This window comes from Novosphingobium sp. BL-S-24 (assembly GCF_055521575.1).
In genome coordinates this window covers 1,847,501-1,866,528 of sequence record NZ_CM145488.1, presented here as the reverse complement: position 1 = coordinate 1,866,528, position 19,028 = coordinate 1,847,501, and the positions used below count along the sequence as shown (strand labels likewise).

The following is a 19,028-nucleotide window of genomic DNA, read 5'->3' as shown; positions in this document are numbered from 1 at the left end:
GGAACCCGGCCCCTCCCCTTGTCCCCCTGCAAAGGCACGCTCCCGTTTTGCGCATCGGGCGCGATTGAGGGTTTCACACCATGCTTGCCGATCATCGCGGATATGCTGGCCGCGTCGCCTACATCAATGCTGAGGGACAGGAGTGGGGCCGTGAGAGCTTTTCCGCCACCGTCCATCCCGAAGGCCGCACTATGCGGGCGCTATGCGAGATGGATGATGCCGGCCTTCACCGCGAAGTCACGTGGTCGCTCGACCGGGAGTGGAGACCGCGCGACGGGTTCGTTCGGGTCATGCGGTGCGGCGATGCCATCGCCACATGCTGGTATCTGATCGACGGCGATCGTGTTCAGTGTGAGGGAGTGACGCGCGATCATGGCCGGGTCTCCCGCCACCTCACCGCTCCCGGCCCGATCCGCTTCCTGGGCACCCATCCGCTGACCGGTGATTGCGCGATCGCGGCACAGCGGGGAACCGATGAACCGGGGGTTGAGCACCCGATCATCAGCGCCGTCAATTCGCTGGCGCATCTGGGCGATGAGGGCCTGGATGTGCAGCTGCTTCAACCGCTTGTCGCCTTCATCGGTTTCGAGACGATCCGGGTTGGCGCCGGCGAGTTCGATGCGGCGCGCTACACGATCCGGTGGAGCGACGTGATGCCCCACGCCACCGATTTCTGGGTGGAACGCGAGGATAATCTGCCGCTGCTCTCCATCGTTCCCGCTCTGGGCGAGCGGTACGAAATGGTGGAACTCAGCCGATACTGACCGTGCCGCCCAGGCACCTATAACGACATTGGCCGATCATTCGGCCGCGATCGTCGCCTCTGCCTGGGCAGCCGCTTCGATTTCGGCTGCCTTGGCCTCCACCAGCGATACGATGTGGTCCAACATCACGTCGCTCTGCACCGTATGATCGGTGACGCCCGACAAATAGACCATGTGCTTGCCGTTGCCGCCGCCGGTCAGGCCGATGTCCGTTTCGCGAGCTTCGCCCGGTCCGTTGACGACGCAGCCTAGGACGGAAAGAGAAAGCGGTGTCTTGATATGCTGCAAGCGAGATTCCAGCGCCTCCACCGTGCGGATCACGTCGAACCCCTGGCGAGCGCACGAGGGGCATGACACGACGCGGACGCCGCGCGTGCGCAGGCCCAGCGTCTTGAGCATTTCGAAGCCGACGCGCACTTCCTCTTCCGGCTCGGCCGAGAGGGAAACGCGCAAGGTATCGCCGATGCCCGACCACAGCAGCATGCCCATGCCGATCGAGGATTTGACGGTGCCGCCGATCAGGCCGCCCGCTTCGGTGATCCCCAGGTGCAACGGGCAATCGACCGCGTCTGCCAGCCCCTGATAGGCGGCAACGGCGAGGAAGACATCGCTGGCTTTCACCGCGACCTTGAATTCGTGAAAGTCGTGGTCCTGCAGCAGCTTGATGTGATCCAGAGCCGATTCGACCAACGCCTCCGGGCATGGCTCGCCGTATTTCTCCAGCAGATCGCGCTCGAGGCTACCGGCGTTCACGCCGATTCGAATCGCGCACCCGTTGGCCTTGGCCGCGCGGACCACTTCGGCCACTCGCTCGCTGGAGCCGATGTTGCCCGGGTTGATGCGCAGGCAGGCGGCACCGGCATCGGCGGCTTCCAAGGCGCGCTTGTAGTGGAAATGGATGTCGGCGATGAGCGGAACGCGCGCACCTCGCACGATTTCGCGGAAGGCGGCGGTGCTTTCCACGTCGGGACAGGAAACCCGGATGAGGTCAGCGCCCGCGTCCTCGCACCGGCGGATCTGGTCGATCGTCGCTTTGGCATCGGACGTCGGCGTGTTGGTCATGGTCTGCACCGTGATCGGTGCGTCGCCACCGACGGGGACGGCTCCCACCATGATCTGGCGGCTCTTGCGGCGCGCGATATCGCGCCATGGACGTACGGAGGACATGGACACCCTATAGGCGCGGATGATGACGGATTGAAGCCGAAACAGCGATCAGGCTTACGCCGCCGTCCGCGCCCGATACGCTGCGGCTATTTTTTGCTTCAGGCCTGTTGGGCGCCATCCTGCGGCGACAGCATGCGGGCGAACAGAAACTCCTCGTCGCGCTGCTCGCCAACCATGAAATGGATGTCCGCGATCTTTTCGAATCCGTGTCTGGCGTAGAATTTTTGCGCCCGGGGGTTGTCCGAATAGACCGAGAGCTGGATTTCATCGGCCCCGGCACGCATCGCTTCGGTGACCGCCATCTGCATCAACTGCGCGCCGATGCCCTGTCCGGTGGTGTGGGGATCGATGTACAGTTGCTTGAGCTCGATCGCCGACGTGCCGCGGGCATGATCGGGCCAGCCGCAATGCAGGATCAGCTTGCAAAAGCCGATCAGTTGCCCGGCCTCATCCTGCGCCACGAGCACGCGATAAGCCGGGTCGGCGATTTCGGCGCTGACCTTTTCCTCGCTGTGCGTCTGCTTGAGGAAGCCAGCGAGATCTTCGGCCCGATAGAGATGGCCGAACTTGGTGACGAAGCTGTGCTCTCCCAAACGGGCGAGAGCGCCTGCGTCGGACGGTGCGGCGATACGAAGGCGCATGACGATTCCCTTGATCCTGTTCGGGCAGCGGCGGTGGCTGCCTCAATCTGCTGCGTGCTTGTCCGCCTTGCGCCGACCCATCCGCATTCCTGCTTCCAGCCGCGCACGCAACTGGGCATAGTAATCGGACAAGAACCGTCTTTCATCCCCCCATCCGTCGCTCCGGCCGATCTTGGCAGCGATGGTCTGATAGACGGTTTCGATCGCTTCGGTCCGGTCCTCGCGCAGTAGGCGTTCGAGCGATTGCAGTTCGAATTCGCCGTACACCGCCAGTTCCGCTTCCTCGAAACGATAGGCGCGCGGCGGCGCGGCGTCCGTCGCGGCTGAGACGGTCATCGCCGCTTCCAGCTTCTGACGCGGACGTTCCAGCACCCAGCTTCCGGCGATCACGTCGCCCGCCCGCAGTCGATCGCGATTGAACAGCGGAAACAGCATGAAAATGGCGAACCACCCTGCCGCCGCCAGCCATGCCAAGCCGCTGTCCATTCCGGCGCTCGCGATCAGGGGGATCGGCAGGAACAGCTCTATATCGCGCAGCAGATTGCGGGCGATCACCATCTCTGCCGTGAGCCGTCCGCCATCGCGCGCGGCGATGCGGATGCCGGTCAGGCGCTTGCCCGGCGTGGCGCCGCGCGGGCCAAGTTCAAAATAAAGGAAGTAGGCGTTGCGGAAAAGAAAGAGGAGGATGATCCAGACGATGATCAGGAATTGATAGGCCTGGGCCGTGGCACCGCTACCTTCCGCCTGTCCGCCGAGAGCGCCTACGCCTCCGGCAATTTTCACCAGCACCACGGTGGAGCTGATGAGCAGGAGCAGGATGAACCCGAGGTCGAGCAGCAGCGCGCCCAGCCGCGCGCCCCGCCCTGCTACCGTCACGGGAAGGGAAATGCCTTCGGGCGTGACGAGGATGCGCTGCCTGCTGGCTGGTCGCGATCGAGGGGCGGCGGCCCTGTTCATCCGTGCGGCCCGGCTCATCGGCGCGGACCTGCGTTGCCCCGAAAGGCAAAGAAGTACGAGCACCAGCCCAGCAGCATGAAGCCGCCGATGGCAAAGCGGCCGAACGTATCGTCCACCAGCTGCCGGGCGAACCCTTCGAGCAAGGCGGCGATGATCAGCATCAGGACCACGCCGGACATGACGACCGCCGCACGCCGACCAGCTTCCGCCACTGCTGTCAGAACCGGGCGATCGCCGGGGAAGGCCAGCGTGCGCCCCACGTGAAGGCCCGCCGCGCCGGCCAGCAGGATCGCGAACAGCTCCGTCGTGCCATGGACGCAAATCCAGCCGGCAAAGTCGGTCAGCAGACCGGCGTTGTGATAAAGCCAGCCCATCGCCCCGAGCAGGGCAAGGTTATGGACCAGAAGCAGCAGCGTCGGGATGCCGAACGCAAAGCCGAGCGCAAACGCCAGGATGGAGACCTGGGCGTTGTTGCTGAACAGCCCGGCGGCAAACACGCTCATGCCGTTCTTTTCACCATCGCCGAACAGAGTGGCGCGCAGGGCCTCCGCACTGGCGCCGGGCACGCGCGCGCCGGCCATGTCTTTCGACATGAGCGCGAAATACCATTCGGGATCGTGTGAAACGAGCAGCCAGCCGACCACAACCCCGGCCACCATCACCGCAAGCGCGATCGCCACATCGAAGCCGATCGCCCGCACCGCCGCGCTCCAGCCCCCGCCCAGAAACCCGCGCAGCCATTCGAACAGCGATGAGCGCGGACCGTAGACCACGAACCATGCCCGCTGCACCAGAGCCTCCAGATACGCGAGGGTAGCAGCGTCGAGCGAGGTTTCCCGCGCGATCGACAGGCTGGAGGCGACGGTGCGATACAGCCCCGGCAGCGCCAGCAGGTCCTCGTCGGAAATGCCGCGAAGCCGGCCCTTTTCCATGCGGGTGACGATGGTTTCCAGTCGCTGCCAGTCCGCTTCGCGCTCGATCCTGAATCGGTCTGAGCGCAGGGCGGCGATCTCTATGGCATTGGCCTGGGGCGGCATCGCGTTCATCCGATCGCTCCCGATCGCTTGATGGCAAGGTAGGCGTCCAGCAGGCGCGTGCCGACATCGCGCCACGGCGCTTCGATCACGTCGACCCCAATCTGGCGCAAGCGGCGCGTCACCAGCGCACGCTGGCGTAGAAGGGTGTCGGCCGATACCGCCATCGACAGCGTTTCGATGTCGTCGGGCGCGGCGGTGGAGAGATCCTCCAGCTCCTGATCCGCCATCGTCACGAACAGCACCACGTGGCGCGATACCAGGCGGCCGATGCTCTCGATCATCAGTTCGGCACTGGTGGGGTCGCTGAAGTCGGAGAACACCACGATCAGCGACCGGCGCTGCAGGCGGCTGGAGAGGGTTGCCAGCGCCAACGTGAAGTTCGGCTCCTCGCCCCGGTATTCCAGCGCCGCCGCCGCTCGTTGCAAGCGATGGAATTCCGAACTCGCGGCAATAAACGGGGTGATCACATCGGGCCGGGCAGCGAAGCCGAACAACGACACGCGATCCCCGCCTTTCAACGCGACGAATGCCGTTGCCAGCGCCGCCGACACCGCGCGGTCAAGCCGGGGCATTCCGGCGATCGGCTCGCACATCGCCTGCCCGCAATCGAAGGCGAAGACGATCTGGTTGTTGCGCTCCGTCTCGAACTCCTTGGCATAGAGGTGAACGTGCCGGGCCGACGATTTCCAGTCGATCCGACGGCGATCCATGCCCGGCTGGTACTCCGCCAGCGATTCGAACTGCGTGCCTTCCCCCCGGATGCGCCGCGCGATCAGGCCATACTGGGCATCCTTGAGAAACGTCTGCAGGGTGGGTGAGCGCACGGCAGCAATGTTGGGCCAGACGCGCACGGCCTTGTCGAGAGTGCCGCTGAACTGGCGGGCGCCCAGGCCCATCGGCCCGGTCCAGCGCAGCCATGCGCGGGTGACGCCGCCCGTACCCCGGCGGCTTGCGGCAAAAGCGCCCGAACCGCGCCATTCGTGGTCATGACCAGCAAGATCGAACGCCAGCCTGCCCCCCGGAGCAAGCCGCGTGTCGCATTCGAGCGCGATCTCGACGCGGGACGGCCTGCCCCCGGGAAACCGCGCCGACGCCCGCATCGCCTCGTCAGCGCCCACTTCGACATCGCCGGGCACGCTGATGCGCAGATCCTCGACCCGTCCGGCCAGCAGCGCATCGACGACAATCAGGATCAGGATCCCCAGTCCGACGAGCGGGGCGATCACCCACAAGTCGGGACGCGCCGCCGCGATGATCAGCGCAACCGGCGCGGCCAACGCCAGCGCGATGGCCGCGCGAGCGGTCGGGACAAAGGGCGTCGCCCGAACTATCATGTCAAAAGGGGCACGTCAGCGGGGCGCTTCGGTCTGTTCTACAAGCTGGCGCACCAGCGCTTCCACCTGCTTGCCCTCGATCTCGGCGGCGGGGCTGAGCAGCAGGCGGTGGCGCAGAACGGCGGTTGCCAGCGCTTTCACATCGTCCGGCACGACATAGTCGCGTCCGTCCAGTGCCGCCCGCGCGCGCACCGCGCCGGCCAGCAGCACCGCGGCACGCGGCGAGGCTCCGCTCGACAAGTCAGGACTTTCCCGCGTGGTCCGCACCAGCCGCACGATATAGTCGGTGACGCTATCCGCCAGTTTCACGCTGGCGACGGCAAGGGTCGCCGCCTCCAACTGCGCGGAGCTGGTGACGGCGGCGATGCCGACCTGCGCGGGCGTAGGCGCGCCGCGATTCTCACCATAGCGGGCGACGATGCGGCGTTCTTCCTCGGCGCTGGGGTAATCCACCAGCAGCTTGAACAGGAAGCGGTCAAGCTGCGCTTCGGGAAGCGGATAAACGCCCTGGCTCTCGATCGGGTTCTGGGTGGCGACCACCGTGAAGTGCGCGGGCAACGCATGCGCCGTCCCGTCCAGCGTAACGCGCCGTTCCTGCATCGCTTCCAGCAGCGCGGCCTGCGTTTTTGGCGGGGTACGGTTGATCTCGTCCGCGAGCAGCAGGTCGCAGAAGATCGGCCCGTGGGTCAGCGTGAACTGGCTGGTCTGGAAATTGAACAGATTGGAGCCCAGGATATCGCCCGGCATCAGGTCCGGCGTAAACTGGATGCGCCCGAAATCGAGGCCGAGCGTCGTCGCAAAACATTGCGCGAGAAACGTCTTGGCCGTGCCCGGCGGGCCTTCCAGAAGGACATGCCCGCGCGCCATCAGGGCGATCAACAGATGATCGACCGTCTCGGCCTGACCGATCACGCCCTTGGCCACTTCAGCGCGAATAGCCTGCGCCAGCTCAGCAACTTGCGCGATATCCGGCAATGGGGTGGCCGCCGGTTCGGCAACGGGAGTGTCGGTCATCGGATCAGGGTCCTTTCCAGCGCGTGGAGATCGCGCGCTGCTTTCAGAAGGTCATGCGCACGCCGCGCCGCGCGCAGGCGGCTGGCGATCATGGTGAACGGTTCGGTGCCGGGGCTGCGCGCCGCCATGGCGCGGTCGATCGCCGCGTCCGCGTGTTCAGGGGATAGGGTGCGGGGCAGTGCCAATGCCTGCACCAGACGGTCGCGAGCCCGATCGGCATAAGGGCTGCCGATCAGATGCAATCTGCCGCTTCGGCGGATCAATCCGGCGGCGTTGGACACGAGCGCGTACTTGCCGAACGCGATGGCTCGCCCGCCAGCAAGCGGCGGACCGAAGCGCAGGAAAGCTCGCCAGCCGACGACGATCGCGGCGAGGAGCAGGCACAACGTCGCCGCCAGAAACGGCGGCGTAAAGGCCAGTGTCAGCAGGTTCTGCGAACGGCCATAGCCGGGCAGGGTCATGTCGAAGACGACCGCATCGCCGGTTCCCACACCAGTCGCCCGCACCAGCGCCTCGGCCAGGCGAGCGTTCTGGAACTGCCGCATGCCGTAGTTGTCGAGCAGGTCAGGCTCAAACAAGACGACGATGGGATAAAGGTTCCGGTCGGTTTCTTCCGTCTGGATCAGGCGATCCTGAGCGATCTTCTCCAGCCCGGGGTAGACGCCGCCGTCTTCCATGAATCCGGCCAGGGTCAGCCTGCCATCGCCGCTGCCGACGATCCGGACCAGTCCCGCGCCCGCGCCCGACAGCACCGCGCGACCATCGGGCAGCGCGCCTTGGATACCGGCACCTTCCCACGTCGCGCTGCGCCTGGGCAGCGGCGAGACTTTCACCGACAAAGTATCCAGAAAGCCTTCCCAGTGCGGGGGCGTAGTGCCGGACAGGCGGACCCAGCCTTTCTTCGCTTTACCCCGCTGCCGGGCGGGCGGAACGATGGCCGTCCATTTCGGCAGGATCACCAGCGTCGGCCCGTGATACCGGCGGCGCGTGACGATCTTGTCGATCTCCTTCCCGTCCGTGTAGGCAGGCGGCGTCAGCACCAGCAGACCGGGCCGATCCAGCGCTGCATCGTTGCGCACCCGGCTGACGGAAAAACCGCGCCCCTCAAGGTATTCGGCAAAGGCGGCGTATCCGTTCAGGCCCTTGCCTTCGGCATGCGCCTTCCCGTCGTTGGCGCTCCCCATGCCGGTGCCCGTCGCGATCATCCACAACAAGGCCACGAAAAGCAGGCTTCCCAGCAGCACGATGGCCAGCACAGCCCAGCGCGAAAAGGGATTTGCGCCCACTTCGATCGGCATCGGAGCGTCGGCAACGCCGCTCATGCGGGCAACTCGATCTGCGCGAAGCGTGCATAGGCCGCCCTCGCCGCTGCCCAATCCTGCGCATCAAGGTCTCGCAAGGCGAAGACCGCCCGCTCCACCCGCCTGGCAATCTCGCCGAAAGCACTGCGGCCGCTATCGGGAAGCAACGGCAGGACCGCGATTTCCCGCGCGGTCGATGCGGCCGTCAACCAGTCCGGCCGTGCCTCGCGGATCTGGCGCACGCTACGCTGGAGCAACAGATGCGCGGCCTCACCATAGCGCCCCTCGCTCGCCAAGCGGTCCGCGTCCTCCAGCAGTGACGCCGCCTCGGTGCGATCTGGCGTCCATTGCTCCTCGACGCCCTTGGGCGCGCGATTGCGCCAGCGGTCGAGCATCGGTTGCAGAAACAGCCGCCACGCCAGGAACAGCGTCAGTACCAGGGCCAACGCGGTCAGGATGTATTGGAATATGGGCCACGACATGCCGAGCATCCGGCCGATCGGCTCGAATATCGATTCCAGCAGTCGCCCCAGCGCCTTCAGCCACTCGGGCATATCGCGTGGCGGAGGCGGCTTGATGTCGGGCATCGGGAAATACTGAATATCGGCGCTGTCCCGCACCGCTTTCCAATCCCTATACGCGTCTCCGGGCACCGCCGCACCTGCGGCCGAACCCGCGCCCTGACTTTGCCCAATCGTCACTCCATTACGATTGCACGCGAGTCGGGGCGGCGCAAGCAGTTGCGGTGCAGCATAATTAGACCGTCATGTGCCGTCCGGAATCAACCTCGCGCTCGGGCCCTTGCGTAGGTCCCCAGCGGACGGACGTACTTGCAGTGGAACGCCAGTTCTTGCAGCGCCAGATCGACGCGCGGATCGCCCGGCGCGCCTTCGATGTCGGCATAGAACGTCGTCGCCGCAAAGCTGGCGCCAATCTGGTAGCTTTCCAGCTTGGTCATGTTGACACCGTTCGTCGCGAAACCGCCAAGCGCCTTGTACAAGGCGGCGGCGATATTCTTCACCTCGAAGATGAACGTCGTCATCGCTGGCTGGCCTTTCAGGTCAAAGGGGTCCAGCGGCTCACGGGCCAGCACGACGAATCTCGTGGTGTTGTTCGTCGCGTCCTCAACGTTCCGCTCGATGATGTCGAGGCCGTAGAGTTCGGCCGCCAACGCCGGGGCGATGGCGCATGCGGCGGGATCGCCATTCTCGCGCACCAGCGCTGCCGCGCCGGCAGTGTCGGCATAGGCCATCGGCACGATACCACGCTCCCGCAGATAATGCCGCGACTGGCCCAGCGCCTGCGGGTGGCTATACGCGGCGGCAAAAGGTGCCGTCGCTCCGGGTAGTGCCATCAGCGCATGGTGGATCGACATGAAATGCTCGCCCACGATCGACAGCCCGCTTTCCGGGAGGAGGAAGTGAATGTCCGCCACGCGCCCATGCTGCGAATTTTCGATGGGGATGATCGCCCGGTCCGCCCGGCCTTCCTTTACTGCGTCCAGCGCGTCCTCGAACGAGAAGCAGGGCAGCGGCAGGCTGCCTTCATCGTACTCCAGCGCCGCGCGATGGCCGTTGCAGCCAGGCGCGCCCTGCAGCGCCATCGCCCTTTCGGGGCTGGCAAGCGCAGCGGCTTCCATTTCATCGACAAGGGCGATCGCGGGCTGAGGATAGGCATGCATGACCTGCGCGCGATTAGGCGGCGAGCCGAATTTCCGCAATGGGCGATATCCGCAATGGCTCTTGCGCTCGACAAAGGCGGACATTAGAGCCGCACCCCATACAGGATGAGCTTAATTAAGCCGCAGGGGCATGCACGAATGGACGATCGTTTCAACACCATCGCCGGATGGACTCTTTTCGCAGGCATCATTGGCCTGGGAACGAGCATCGCCAGCGGCATGTATTTCGAGGCTGACAAGCACCACGCGCCCAAGGTTGCGGGCTATCCGGTCGAAGGCGTGGCCGAAGAAGGCGAAGGCGGCGCCGACGTGCCGATCGCAACGCTGCTGGCCAGCGCCGATGTCGCCAAGGGTGAAGCGACGTTCGCCAAGTGCACCTCGTGCCACACCATCAATTCGGGCGGTGCGAACGGCATCGGCCCGAATCTGCATGCTGTCGTCGGTGAAGGCATCGGCGTCGGCGCGGGCGGTTTCGCTTTCTCCGACGCGCTGAAGAGCAAGGGCGGCACCTGGACGTTTGACGCTCTCAACGACTGGTTGAAGAGCCCGAAAGCCTTTGCCCCCGGCACCAAGATGACCTTCGCCGGTCTCTCCAAACCGGAAGACCGTGCCAACATCATCGCCTATCTCAACACGCAGGGTTCGAATTTGCCGCTGCCCGCTGCGCCTGCCGCTGGCGAAAAGCCCGCAGAGGGTGCCGCCCCCGCTGCTGCAGCTGGCGCCGAACCCAAGGCTGAGGAAGGCAAGGCTGGTGAAGCGGCACCTGCCGCCGAGGCACCCAAGCCTGCCGCCTGATAAAGCATCCGGCACTGCCGGTTGAAAACGGTCCGCTAGCGCCGCCGAGTCGCTAGCGGGCCGTTTTCGTCTTTATGATGAGTGGTATGTTCTTCGCGCGAAAGGCGCGAAGTCACAGAGAGCAGGGGCAGTCGAAGGCATCGATCCGGACGTCGTAGACCGCTCCACGCCGCCTACTCCCCCTGCGATCCCTTGAATCCCTTCGCGATCACATACCACTCCGACGAATCCTTGCGACTCGCTGGTGGTTTGGCATGCTTTACGCTCGTGAAATGGCGCTTGAGCAAGCTGAGAAGCGCCGTGTCGGTGCCCCCAGCCAGAACTTTCGCCACGAACGTTCCGCCCGGCGCCATTGACTGGATGGCGAAGTCCGCCGCCGTCTCTACCAGCCCCATCGTGCGCAAGTGGTCGGTCTGCTTGTGGCCTACCGTGTTCGCCGCCATGTCCGAGAGGACCAGATCAGGCGCGCCTTCCAGCGCATGCTCCAACGCTGCAGGTGCCTCGTCCGACATGAAATCCATCTCGAAGATGGTCACCCCCTCGATCGGATCGGTCGGCAGCAGGTCGATGCCCACCACTTTGGCCCTGGGCGCTTTCAGCCGCAGCACCTGGCTCCACCCGCCCGGTGCGATGCCAAGATCGACCGCACGCGTCACGCCTTTGAAGAGGTCGAACTTCTCGTCCAGCTCGATCAGCTTGTACGCCGCGCGGCTGCGATAGCCGTCGGCCTTGGCTTTCTTGACGTAAGGATCGTTGATCTGACGGGTCAGCCATCGGGCCGAGCTGGTCGATCGTTTCTTGGCGGTGCGCAGGCGCTCACCGGGATCGCGGCCTGAACGGCTCATGAGGCACCTATCGAATTTCGCGGTGTATCCTGCCAGCCCGATGGGCGCAGAGTTCCGTGATGCTGAGTGGGATGGGAACTGCCGGCAGCCATCAGGCTGCGCAGTATACCCTCGCGTATTCCCCGGTCTGCCACACCCAATCGGGCGGCCGGCCACAAATCCAGGATCGCTTCAAGAATGGCGCAGCCCGCGACCACAAGGTCCGCCCGTTCGCGCCCGATGCAGTTCTGTTCGCGCCGTTCCTCGATCGACATCGACGACAAGCGGCTGCTGATATCGCGCATTGATTCGGCAGGCACGATCAATCCGTCGACCATCCGGCGATCATACTGCGGCAAGTCGAGGTGGACGCTGGCCAACGTGGTGACCGTGCCGCTGGTGCCCAGCAACCGCAGCGGCCCATCCTGCCCGGCACTTTCCCGCGCCGGGCCGACGCGCTTGGAAAACGCGGCGAAGCTTTCGGCGACCAGGCTGTGCATATGGCGATAGCGCGCCAGGCGATCCTCCCGCGTGGAACCTTCGGACCCGCAACTTTCCGTCAGCGACACCACGCCCCACGGCACGCTCTGCCAATCGAGAATGCGCGGCACCGTGCCCGTGCTTTCGATCAGCACCAGTTCCGTAGAGCCGCCGCCGATGTCGAAGATCATCGCGGGGCCGAAGCCGTCTTCCAGCAGAACATGGCAGCCCAGAACTGCAAGACGCGCTTCCTCGCGGGCGCTGATGATGTCGAGCGCGATGCCCGTTTCGCGGCGCACCCGCTCTATGAATTCCGGCCCGTTGACCGCACGCCGGCATGCCTCGGTGGCAACCGACCGGGCGAGGTAGACGTTGCGGCGCATCAGCTTGTCGGCACAGACCCGCAGCGCGGACAGCGTGCGCTCCATCGCGGCGTCGGAAAGCCGGCCGGACTGGGCAATGCCCTCACCCAGCCGGACGACTCGGCTGAACGCGTCGATAACAGTGAAGTTTTCGCCAGATGGGCGAGCGATCAACAGACGGCAGTTGTTCGTCCCTAGATCGATCGCCGCATAGGACTGGCGCGGCAACGATCCCGAGGGGAGGCGCGCCCCGCCCGCACTGATCTGTTCGCTGGACGTCGAGGGGATGGACGGCGCTGACGCGGTCGCGCTGATCACCGGAACATCCGCCTTTGCATCGTCCGGCGGACCGGAATGCGTCTGTACGCGCGGCGCTTTGCCTGCCTCTGCATCGCGCGATTGCCCGGAAGGACGCGCCTTTGCGTTGGCTATGCCGGCGGGTTGCTGGGTTCTTGGCGATTTGCCCTTGCCCTTGCGACCTTTTCGCCGCCGTCCCGGACGGCCCGACACATCGACTTTCGCTGCCGGCGGATCGTGCTCCGCCATGATTACAATTCTCGTTCACATATCATCCCGCCGGATAGGCGGGCACCTGGTCGCAATGCTAACGCCCCGGAAGCAAACGAGCAAGGCCCGCGACTTATCGGCACCTCCCCCAAGGCGCTTGACCCGAATCGCAACCGCATCTAGAGGGGCGCCCTCCGGTGCCCCGTCGTCTAATGGTAAGACTACGGATTCTGATTCCGTCTATCGAGGTTCGAATCCTCGCGGGGCATCCAGGTCTCCCACCATCGCTGACATCCTGCCGATGCGCCTCTCGCCATTGGGCCGTGCTCCCGTTAGGGGGGATGGCGAAAGTATGGTGAGGGGGCACGAGTGGCGCAGACGATGAACGCAGCGACGGGCGGATTGGACGTCTATCGCAGGAATGCCCGCGTGCTCACGGCCAGCCTCGTCGGCACGGCTGTCGAATTCTACGACTTCTACATCTACGCCACTGCGGCCGCGCTGGTGTTCGGGCCGCTGTTCTTTCCGGCCGAGTCCGATTCCGTGCAGCATCTGGCCGCCTACGCCAGTTTCGCCATCGCCTTTATCGCCCGGCCGGTCGGCGCAACCTTGTTCGGGCATTTCGGCGATCGGGTAGGCCGCAAGTCCACGCTGGTGGCGTCACTGCTACTGATGGGAGGGGCCACGGTCTTGATCGGTGTCCTTCCGACATACGCCAGCATCGGCTGGCTGGCACCATTGCTGCTGTGTACGATGCGGTTTGCGCAAGGCCTGGGTCTGGGCGGCGAGTGGGGCGGCGCGGCGCTGTTGGCGGTCGAGAACGCACCGCCGGGATATGCGGCCCGCTTCGGCATGTTCCCGCAGCTTGGCGCGCCGGTAGGATTCCTCGCCGCCAATGGCCTCTTCCTGATCATCAGCGCCAATCTGAGCGAGGCAGAGTTCGCCAGCTGGGGCTGGCGCATCCCCTTTCTGCTCAGTTCGCTGCTCGTCGGGCTGGGCCTGTGGATACGCTTCCGCCTGAGCGAATCGCCGGTGTTCAAAGCAACGGAGGAAGAGGCGGCGGTCCATCGCTCGATCCCCATCGTCGAGCTTTTTCGCACGCATTTGCGCGAGACCGTGGCGGGTACCTTCGCCGTGATCGCATGCTTTGCGCTGTACTATCTGGCGACAACCTTCGCGCTTGGATATGGCACCGGCACACTCGGGTATGACCGGCAGACGTTCCTGGGCGTTCAACTGTTCGCCATCCTGTTCATGGCCGTGGGCATCATCGTGGCAGGCTATGCTTCCGACCGGTACTCGTCGCGTTCGGTGCTGATGCTCGGCTGCCTGGTGGCCGTTGCGATCGGCGTTGTCATGGGGATGATGTTCGCTGCCGGGTCGCTCTGGATGATCGGCGCGTTCCTGTGCCTTGCGCTGTTCACGATGGGGCTGGTCTATGGCCCGATTGCCGAACTGCTGCCCCGCCTGTTCGAAGCGCGCGTGCGCTACACCGGGGCATCCATCGCCTTCAACGTCGGCGGTATCTTCGGCGGCGGGTTTGCGCCCGCGATCGCGCAAGGGCTGGCCGATAGCGGCGGCGTCTTGTTCGTGGGCCTGTACATTTCAGTGGCCGCGCTGCTCAGCCTTGCCGGGCTTCTGGCCATCCGGGTCAAAGGGTGAGCCAGCCTTTCAGCTGACCGCTGGTTCCAGCAGCGTGATGGTCCCGGCGTCGGCATCGATCTGTGCCATGACGCCCACCGGAATGCTGACCTGTGAGGCGACATGGCCGATCATCGCCCCCTGGAATGCCGGTACGCCCAAAGCGCCGAGCCGCTTATCGAGCACTTCGTAGACCGTGAAGTTGGAGAACCCACCATCGGGGTTTTCGCATTTCGTGCATTGACCGAACACCACGCCCGCCACCTTGCCCAGGATGCCGGAAAGCGACAGCTGGGTCAGCATCCGGTCGATGCGGTATTCGGATTCGTTGGTCTCCTCCAGAAACAGGATCGCGCCATCGAAATCCGGCAACCATGGCGTCCCGACAAGGGCGCTCAGCACGGTGAGATTGCCGCCGATCAAGCGACCCTGCGCCTTCCCACCCCGAAAGGTGCGAATAGACGATGCACGCCCGCCAAGATTGGCGCTTGCCCGAGGGGCGAGCGAATACGTCGGCGTCGCGCCGTCGAACGCGATCTGGCGAAAGGATTCCCAAGCAGCTGGCGGCCAGGAGGATGCCGCGTTTGGTCCATGGATCGAAACGACCCCGCTCTTCGCCAGAGCAAGACACAGCGCGGTGTTGTCGCTGAAGCCGATGAACAGCTTCGGCTTGCGGGCGATCGCCTTGAAATCCAGATAAGGCAGCAGGCGGGCCGATCCCCACCCCCCGCGCACGGCCATGATGCCACGCACGCTATCGTCCGCGAACATCGCCATCAGATCCCGCGCGCGAACATCATCGGTCCCGGCGAGATAGCCCTCACGCGTGGTCAGGTGCGGCGCGAAACGCGGCTCCAGCCCCATGGCGCGGACCGTGGCAGCGATTTCCTCCAGTCCAAAACGATCCGCCACGAAGCCGGCGGGAGCCACAAGGCCCAGCACATCGCCGTTGCGCAGTCGGGGCGCGCGTACCATATTGGCCCGTACCGGCGGGGGCGTCGGGCGCGCCAGGGCAGACATCCCCCACACCGCGCTCAGGCCGCCGCCGATCTCGAATAACGCGCGTCTCCTGCCAAGGGAGCGCGCAAGTGTTCGCCCTGTTGTCATCATCGCAAGCCTAGAGCCTGTGCGGAACCATGCAACGGGCTTGCGCGATCATCTCTGCTCGACGCGGCGTTCGCGGCGGGCCATGGAGCAAAAATGACCGAAGAAGAAGACAAAGACCTCACCCAACGCCGTTTCTACAAGGCCGAGCAGGAAGCGACTTTCGCCGAACAGCAGGCCGATACGATCCAGACCGAGCACCCTGCCTATCAGCTTGCGTTCCGCGACACCGACTTCCTGCTGCGCGACGAATTGCGCCCGGTGCGTTTCCAGCTGGAACTGCTGAAGCCGGAGATGCTGCTGGAAGAGGCCAACATCGGGTCCACGCTGGTGATGTACGGTTCCGCCCGCATTCCATCGCCCGACAAGGCTGATGCGCTGATCCAGGCGGCGGCGACCGACTATCAGAAGAAGGTCGCAGGCCGGCTGGCCGAAAAAGCCAAGTATTACGACGAAGCGCGCAAGCTCGCGCGGCTGGCGAGCCAGGCGGCCGTCGTGGAAAAGGGCATGCGCCAGTTTGTGGTGTGCTCCGGCGGCGGACCATCGATCATGGAAGCGGCCAACCGCGGCGCTGCCGAGGTGGGCGCGGAGTCGCTGGGCCTCAACATCGTGCTTCCGCACGAGCAGGCGCCCAATCGCTATGTCACGCCCCGCCTGTCGTTCCAGTTCCACTACTTCGCGCTGCGCAAGATGCACTTCCTGCTGCGCGCCCGTGCGGTTGCGGTGTTCCCCGGCGGATTCGGGACCTTCGACGAGTTTTTCGAACTGCTGACGCTGATCCAGACCGGCAAGATGAAGCCCATCCCCATCCTGCTGTACGGGCGCGAGTTCTGGGAGCGGGTCATCGACTTCGAGGCGCTGGCCGAGGAAGGCACCATCAATCCCGGTGACCTCGACCTGTTCCGCTGGTGTGAAACCGCCGAGGAGGGCTGGGAGCACGTCAGCCGTTTCTACAACCTGCAGACCGACTGAACCGCTTCTGGAATGCCCCGGCTTTAGCGGACAGCGTGATGCCCGATGGGGCCATGACCTGCGCCGAAGCCGGGAGCGGCCATCAGCGCCGCGCGCACGAAATCGCGAGCATCCTCGATCGCCTCGACCATCGTTGCGCCCTGCCCCACGAATGTGGCGATGGCGCTCGACAACGTACAGCCGGTTCCGTGCGTGTGTTGCGTTTCGACACGCGGCGCGGTCCATGTGTGAGGTGGTTCGCCGGGGATGACGAAACGATCGACAACCAGATCTCCCGGCGCATCGCCGCCCTTGGCCAGGTAGCTTACGCCCAATGCAGCCATGCCCTCGTCGCCGCCCAATACTTTGAGCTCATCGAAGTTGGGCGTCGTCAGGGACGCGATCCGCATCAATCGTTCGAACGCATCGATAGTGGGCTGATCGGCCAACACCGATCCGGACGTGGAAATCATCACCGGATCGAAAATCACCGGCACGTTCAGATCCTGCAGCCGATCGGCCACCATATTGGCGATCTGCGCGCTTCCAAGCATTCCGATCTTGACCGCATCGACGCCGATATCGCTGATGCAGGCATCCATCTGCGCTGCCACCATCTCGGGCGAAAGCGTCTCAATGGCCGTCACGCCGGTGGTGCTCTGTGCGGTGATCGCCGTGATCGCGGTCATCGCATAGCCGCCCAGCAACGTGATCGTTTTCACGTCCGCCTGGATGCCGGCGCCGCCTGAACTATCCGAACCGGCCATCGAAAGAATGCGTGGGGGTTGATTCATCCACGCCCTCTACCCGGCTTGCAGGGATAGAGTCGAGACGGCGCGCGCTTCAGCGCTTGAAATGACGCACTTTTGATGGCGGGGCTGAATCGTGATGCTGCTTCGCCCGGGTCGGCCGGTCCACCAGCTCGTCGCCGCAGGTGGGACACAAATCGTCCAGCGCCTCGGCGCAAGCCGCGCAGTAGGTGCATTCGAAACTGCAGATGAAAGCGCCGGGCGCCTCGGCTGGCAGGTCGATACCGCAACGCTCGCAATCGGGTCGCATTTCAAGGGCCATTACTTCGTCGCCTCTTCCACGGCGTGGCAGATGGATGCGACGGCGGCCTCAACCTCGCTCGCATCGTCCCCTTCCGCCATGACACGAATGACGGGTTCCGTACCCGACGGCCGGATCACCAGCCTGCCTTTGCCATCAAGGGACGACTGAGCGTCCGCGATCGCTGCCTTGACGCTGTCGGCCTCAAGCGGTTTGCCGCCCGCAAACCGGACGTTACGCAGCAGCTGCGGCACGGGGTCGAATAGATGGAGCAGCTCGCTTGCTCGCTTACCGGACTGCACCAGCGCCGACAGTACCTGCAAAGCGGCGACTGTGCCGTCCCCGGTGGTTCCATGATCCAGTAGAATCATATGGCCGGACTGCTCACCGCCTACGTTGAACCCGCCGCTGCGCATCCTTTCAAGCACATGGCGATCGCCCACCGCCGTACGCTCCAAGATGAGACCCTTGCCGGCGAGGTACCGCTCCAGTCCGAGATTGGACATCACCGTCGCGACGACACCGCCGCCCCGAAGCTGCCCACTTGCAGCCCACTCACATCCGAGCAGCGCCATAATTTGATCGCCATCCACCACAGCCCCGTGCTCGTCGACGACGATCAATCGGTCCGCGTCGCCATCCAGCGCGATACCGATGTCCGCCCCCGAAGAAACAACCGTTTCCTGCAGCAAATCCACGTGGGTTGAGCCGCACCGATCGTTGATGTTCTTCCCATTGGGATTGACGCCTAGCGATACGATATCGGCACCCAGCTCCCAAAACGCGGACGGCGCGACCTGATAGGCCGCGCCATTGGCGCAATCGAGCGCGATCTTCAGCCCATCGAGCCGCACGGTCGAAGGGAGCGACGCTTTCACTGCGTGAATGTAACGCCCGCGCGCATCGTCGATACGCCGTGCTCGTCCGATCTCCGGTGACGGCGCAAGGGCCAGATCCTGGGTCAGCATCGCCTCGATCGCCAGTTCGTCCTCGTCGGACAGCTTGAAGCCGTCCGGCCCGAACAGCTTGATGCCGTTGTCTTCATAGGCGTTGTGGCTCGCGGAGATCATAACCCCCACGTCGGCACGCAGTTCGCGCGTAAGCAAAGCGATCGCCGGGGTCGGCATCGGCCCCAACAGAACCACGTCCATGCCCACGCTGGTGAATCCGGCGACCATCGCGTTTTCCAGCATGTAGCCGGACAAGCGCGTGTCTTTGCCGATCACCACGCGGTGACGGTGGCTGCCTCTGAGGAACCGCGTACCGGCGGCCTGCCCCACTTTCATGGCGACCGTCGCGGTCATTGCCCCCTGATTGGTCCGCCCGCGGATGCCATCGGTGCCAAAGAACTGTTTGCCCATACCCGTTCCTACAAATAGCCGATCGCCTGCCATGGAAGGAGTGATGACCGGGGCACG

At 64.7% G+C, this 19,028-nt stretch carries 19 protein-coding genes and 1 tRNA gene; 5 read left to right on the top strand and 15 right to left on the bottom strand.

Annotated features, from left to right (window positions below; genetic code table 11):
• Positions 1 to 80 precede the first annotated feature (80 nt).
• Positions 81 to 764 (top strand): hypothetical protein, encoded by a 684-nt coding sequence (locus tag ACZ1JM_RS14315; RefSeq protein WP_465133042.1) that lies wholly within the window; start codon positions 81 to 83, stop codon positions 762 to 764.
• A gap of 36 nt (positions 765 to 800) precedes the next feature.
• On the opposite strand, the gene ispG is transcribed toward ACZ1JM_RS14315, so the two are convergent.
• From ispG to ACZ1JM_RS14270, 9 genes are all read right to left on the bottom strand, one after another.
• On the bottom strand, positions 801 to 1,931 hold the full coding sequence (gene ispG / locus ACZ1JM_RS14310) for a flavodoxin-dependent (E)-4-hydroxy-3-methylbut-2-enyl-diphosphate synthase (protein ID WP_465133041.1): 1,131 nt from the start codon (positions 1,929 to 1,931) through the stop codon (positions 801 to 803).
• A gap of 98 nt (positions 1,932 to 2,029) precedes the next feature.
• Positions 2,030 to 2,572 carry an N-acetyltransferase family protein gene (locus ACZ1JM_RS14305; RefSeq protein WP_465133040.1) on the bottom strand — a complete coding sequence of 181 codons (543 nt, stop codon included), beginning with the start codon at positions 2,570 to 2,572 and terminating at the stop codon, positions 2,030 to 2,032.
• A gap of 42 nt (positions 2,573 to 2,614) precedes the next feature.
• Entirely contained in the window at positions 2,615 to 3,547 is a 933-nt protein-coding gene (locus ACZ1JM_RS14300) for an RDD family protein (RefSeq protein WP_465133039.1), read from the bottom strand.
• On the bottom strand, positions 3,544 to 4,575 hold the full coding sequence (locus ACZ1JM_RS14295; RefSeq protein ID WP_465133038.1) for a stage II sporulation protein M: 1,032 nt from the start codon (positions 4,573 to 4,575) through the stop codon (positions 3,544 to 3,546). The genes ACZ1JM_RS14300 and ACZ1JM_RS14295 overlap by 4 nt, the downstream gene beginning before the upstream one ends.
• Complete coding sequence (locus ACZ1JM_RS14290; protein ID WP_465133037.1) at positions 4,572 to 5,900, bottom strand: DUF58 domain-containing protein; 1,329 nt, start codon at positions 5,898 to 5,900, stop codon at positions 4,572 to 4,574. Before ACZ1JM_RS14290 ends, ACZ1JM_RS14295 begins: the two co-directional genes overlap by 4 nt.
• Before the next feature lie 15 nt (positions 5,901 to 5,915).
• On the bottom strand, positions 5,916 to 6,914 hold the full coding sequence (locus tag ACZ1JM_RS14285) for an AAA family ATPase (RefSeq protein ID WP_465133036.1): 999 nt from the start codon (positions 6,912 to 6,914) through the stop codon (positions 5,916 to 5,918).
• Positions 6,911 to 8,236 (bottom strand): DUF4350 domain-containing protein, encoded by a 1,326-nt coding sequence (locus ACZ1JM_RS14280; protein ID WP_465133035.1) that lies wholly within the window; start codon positions 8,234 to 8,236, stop codon positions 6,911 to 6,913. Before ACZ1JM_RS14280 ends, ACZ1JM_RS14285 begins: the two co-directional genes overlap by 4 nt.
• Positions 8,233 to 8,916, bottom strand: coding sequence for a hypothetical protein (locus ACZ1JM_RS14275; RefSeq protein WP_465133034.1), 684 nt, complete (start codon positions 8,914 to 8,916; stop codon positions 8,233 to 8,235). Before ACZ1JM_RS14275 ends, ACZ1JM_RS14280 begins: the two co-directional genes overlap by 4 nt.
• An 80-nt stretch (positions 8,917 to 8,996) precedes the next feature.
• Complete coding sequence (locus ACZ1JM_RS14270) at positions 8,997 to 9,896, bottom strand: prephenate dehydratase (RefSeq protein ID WP_465133033.1); 900 nt, start codon at positions 9,894 to 9,896, stop codon at positions 8,997 to 8,999.
• 138 nt (positions 9,897 to 10,034) lie between these two features.
• On the opposite strand from ACZ1JM_RS14270, the gene ACZ1JM_RS14265 reads away from it, so the two are divergent.
• Complete coding sequence (locus ACZ1JM_RS14265; protein WP_465133032.1) at positions 10,035 to 10,691, top strand: c-type cytochrome; 657 nt, start codon at positions 10,035 to 10,037, stop codon at positions 10,689 to 10,691.
• Positions 10,692 to 10,864: 173 nt separating this feature from the next.
• Here ACZ1JM_RS14265 and ACZ1JM_RS14260 read toward each other — a convergent pair whose 3' ends face one another.
• Together ACZ1JM_RS14260 and ACZ1JM_RS14255 are read right to left on the bottom strand one after the other, a co-directional pair.
• The gene (locus ACZ1JM_RS14260) at positions 10,865 to 11,536 is read right to left on the bottom strand and encodes an RlmE family RNA methyltransferase (protein WP_465133031.1); all 672 of its coding nucleotides are present in this window, start codon (positions 11,534 to 11,536) and stop codon (positions 10,865 to 10,867) included.
• Positions 11,533 to 12,903: a Ppx/GppA phosphatase family protein gene (locus ACZ1JM_RS14255; RefSeq protein ID WP_465133030.1), complete on the bottom strand. Its 1,371-nt coding sequence runs from the start codon at positions 12,901 to 12,903 to the stop codon at positions 11,533 to 11,535. Before ACZ1JM_RS14255 ends, ACZ1JM_RS14260 begins: the two co-directional genes overlap by 4 nt.
• 159 nt (positions 12,904 to 13,062) lie before the next feature.
• Here ACZ1JM_RS14255 and ACZ1JM_RS14250 point away from each other — a divergent pair.
• Both ACZ1JM_RS14250 and ACZ1JM_RS14245 read left to right on the top strand, forming a co-directional pair.
• Positions 13,063 to 13,136, top strand: a tRNA-Gln gene (locus ACZ1JM_RS14250).
• A 109-nt stretch (positions 13,137 to 13,245) separates the two neighbouring features.
• Positions 13,246 to 14,526 carry an MFS transporter gene (locus tag ACZ1JM_RS14245; protein ID WP_465133029.1) on the top strand — a complete coding sequence of 427 codons (1,281 nt, stop codon included), beginning with the start codon at positions 13,246 to 13,248 and terminating at the stop codon, positions 14,524 to 14,526.
• A gap of 9 nt (positions 14,527 to 14,535) precedes the next feature.
• Here the strand turns inward: ACZ1JM_RS14245 and ACZ1JM_RS14240 are convergent, their stop codons facing one another.
• Positions 14,536 to 15,612: a S66 peptidase family protein gene (locus tag ACZ1JM_RS14240; protein ID WP_465135085.1), complete on the bottom strand. Its 1,077-nt coding sequence runs from the start codon at positions 15,610 to 15,612 to the stop codon at positions 14,536 to 14,538.
• A gap of 93 nt (positions 15,613 to 15,705) precedes the next feature.
• On the opposite strand from ACZ1JM_RS14240, the gene ACZ1JM_RS14235 reads away from it, so the two are divergent.
• Positions 15,706 to 16,581, top strand: coding sequence for an LOG family protein (locus ACZ1JM_RS14235; RefSeq protein WP_465133028.1), 876 nt, complete (start codon positions 15,706 to 15,708; stop codon positions 16,579 to 16,581).
• A gap of 23 nt (positions 16,582 to 16,604) precedes the next feature.
• Here ACZ1JM_RS14235 and thiD read toward each other — a convergent pair whose 3' ends face one another.
• The 3 genes from thiD to glmM are packed head-to-tail and all read right to left on the bottom strand — an operon-like array spanning position 16,605 to position 18,971.
• Positions 16,605 to 17,354 (bottom strand): bifunctional hydroxymethylpyrimidine kinase/phosphomethylpyrimidine kinase, encoded by a 750-nt coding sequence (gene thiD, locus ACZ1JM_RS14230; protein WP_465133027.1) that lies wholly within the window; start codon positions 17,352 to 17,354, stop codon positions 16,605 to 16,607.
• Positions 17,355 to 17,403: 49 nt separating this feature from the next.
• Positions 17,404 to 17,631 (bottom strand): DUF1272 domain-containing protein, encoded by a 228-nt coding sequence (locus ACZ1JM_RS14225; RefSeq protein WP_465133026.1) that lies wholly within the window; start codon positions 17,629 to 17,631, stop codon positions 17,404 to 17,406.
• Entirely contained in the window at positions 17,631 to 18,971 is a 1,341-nt protein-coding gene (glmM, locus tag ACZ1JM_RS14220) for a phosphoglucosamine mutase (RefSeq protein WP_465133025.1), read from the bottom strand. Before glmM ends, ACZ1JM_RS14225 begins: the two co-directional genes overlap by 1 nt.
• Positions 18,972 to 19,028: the final 57 nt, after the last annotated feature.

What these genes read in the sequence shown, in the direction of transcription:
- ACZ1JM_RS14235 (WP_465133028.1), top strand. Translation starts at nt 15,706, where the DNA reads ATGACCGAAGAAGAAGACAAAGACCTCACCCAACGCCGTTTCTACAAG.
- ACZ1JM_RS14280 (WP_465133035.1), bottom strand. Translation starts at nt 8,236, where the DNA reads ATGAGCGGCGTTGCCGACGCTCCGATGCCGATCGAAGTGGGCGCAAAT.
- ACZ1JM_RS14285 (WP_465133036.1), bottom strand. Translation starts at nt 6,914, where the DNA reads ATGACCGACACTCCCGTTGCCGAACCGGCGGCCACCCCATTGCCGGAT.
- thiD (WP_465133027.1), bottom strand. Translation starts at nt 17,354, where the DNA reads ATGAATCAACCCCCACGCATTCTTTCGATGGCCGGTTCGGATAGTTCA.
- ACZ1JM_RS14255 (WP_465133030.1), bottom strand. Translation starts at nt 12,903, where the DNA reads ATGGCGGAGCACGATCCGCCGGCAGCGAAAGTCGATGTGTCGGGCCGT.
- ispG (WP_465133041.1), bottom strand. Translation starts at nt 1,931, where the DNA reads ATGTCCTCCGTACGTCCATGGCGCGATATCGCGCGCCGCAAGAGCCGC.
- ACZ1JM_RS14270 (WP_465133033.1), bottom strand. Translation starts at nt 9,896, where the DNA reads ATGCATGCCTATCCTCAGCCCGCGATCGCCCTTGTCGATGAAATGGAA.
- ACZ1JM_RS14240 (WP_465135085.1), bottom strand. Translation starts at nt 15,612, where the DNA reads ATGACAACAGGGCGAACACTTGCGCGCTCCCTTGGCAGGAGACGCGCG.
- ACZ1JM_RS14260 (WP_465133031.1), bottom strand. Translation starts at nt 11,536, where the DNA reads ATGAGCCGTTCAGGCCGCGATCCCGGTGAGCGCCTGCGCACCGCCAAG.
- ACZ1JM_RS14265 (WP_465133032.1), top strand. Translation starts at nt 10,035, where the DNA reads ATGGACGATCGTTTCAACACCATCGCCGGATGGACTCTTTTCGCAGGC.
- ACZ1JM_RS14315 (WP_465133042.1), top strand. Translation starts at nt 81, where the DNA reads ATGCTTGCCGATCATCGCGGATATGCTGGCCGCGTCGCCTACATCAAT.
- ACZ1JM_RS14225 (WP_465133026.1), bottom strand. Translation starts at nt 17,631, where the DNA reads ATGGCCCTTGAAATGCGACCCGATTGCGAGCGTTGCGGTATCGACCTG.
- ACZ1JM_RS14290 (WP_465133037.1), bottom strand. Translation starts at nt 5,900, where the DNA reads ATGATAGTTCGGGCGACGCCCTTTGTCCCGACCGCTCGCGCGGCCATC.
- ACZ1JM_RS14295 (WP_465133038.1), bottom strand. Translation starts at nt 4,575, where the DNA reads ATGAACGCGATGCCGCCCCAGGCCAATGCCATAGAGATCGCCGCCCTG.
- ACZ1JM_RS14300 (WP_465133039.1), bottom strand. Translation starts at nt 3,547, where the DNA reads ATGAGCCGGGCCGCACGGATGAACAGGGCCGCCGCCCCTCGATCGCGA.
- ACZ1JM_RS14245 (WP_465133029.1), top strand. Translation starts at nt 13,246, where the DNA reads ATGAACGCAGCGACGGGCGGATTGGACGTCTATCGCAGGAATGCCCGC.
- ACZ1JM_RS14305 (WP_465133040.1), bottom strand. Translation starts at nt 2,572, where the DNA reads ATGCGCCTTCGTATCGCCGCACCGTCCGACGCAGGCGCTCTCGCCCGT.
- glmM (WP_465133025.1), bottom strand. Translation starts at nt 18,971, where the DNA reads ATGGGCAAACAGTTCTTTGGCACCGATGGCATCCGCGGGCGGACCAAT.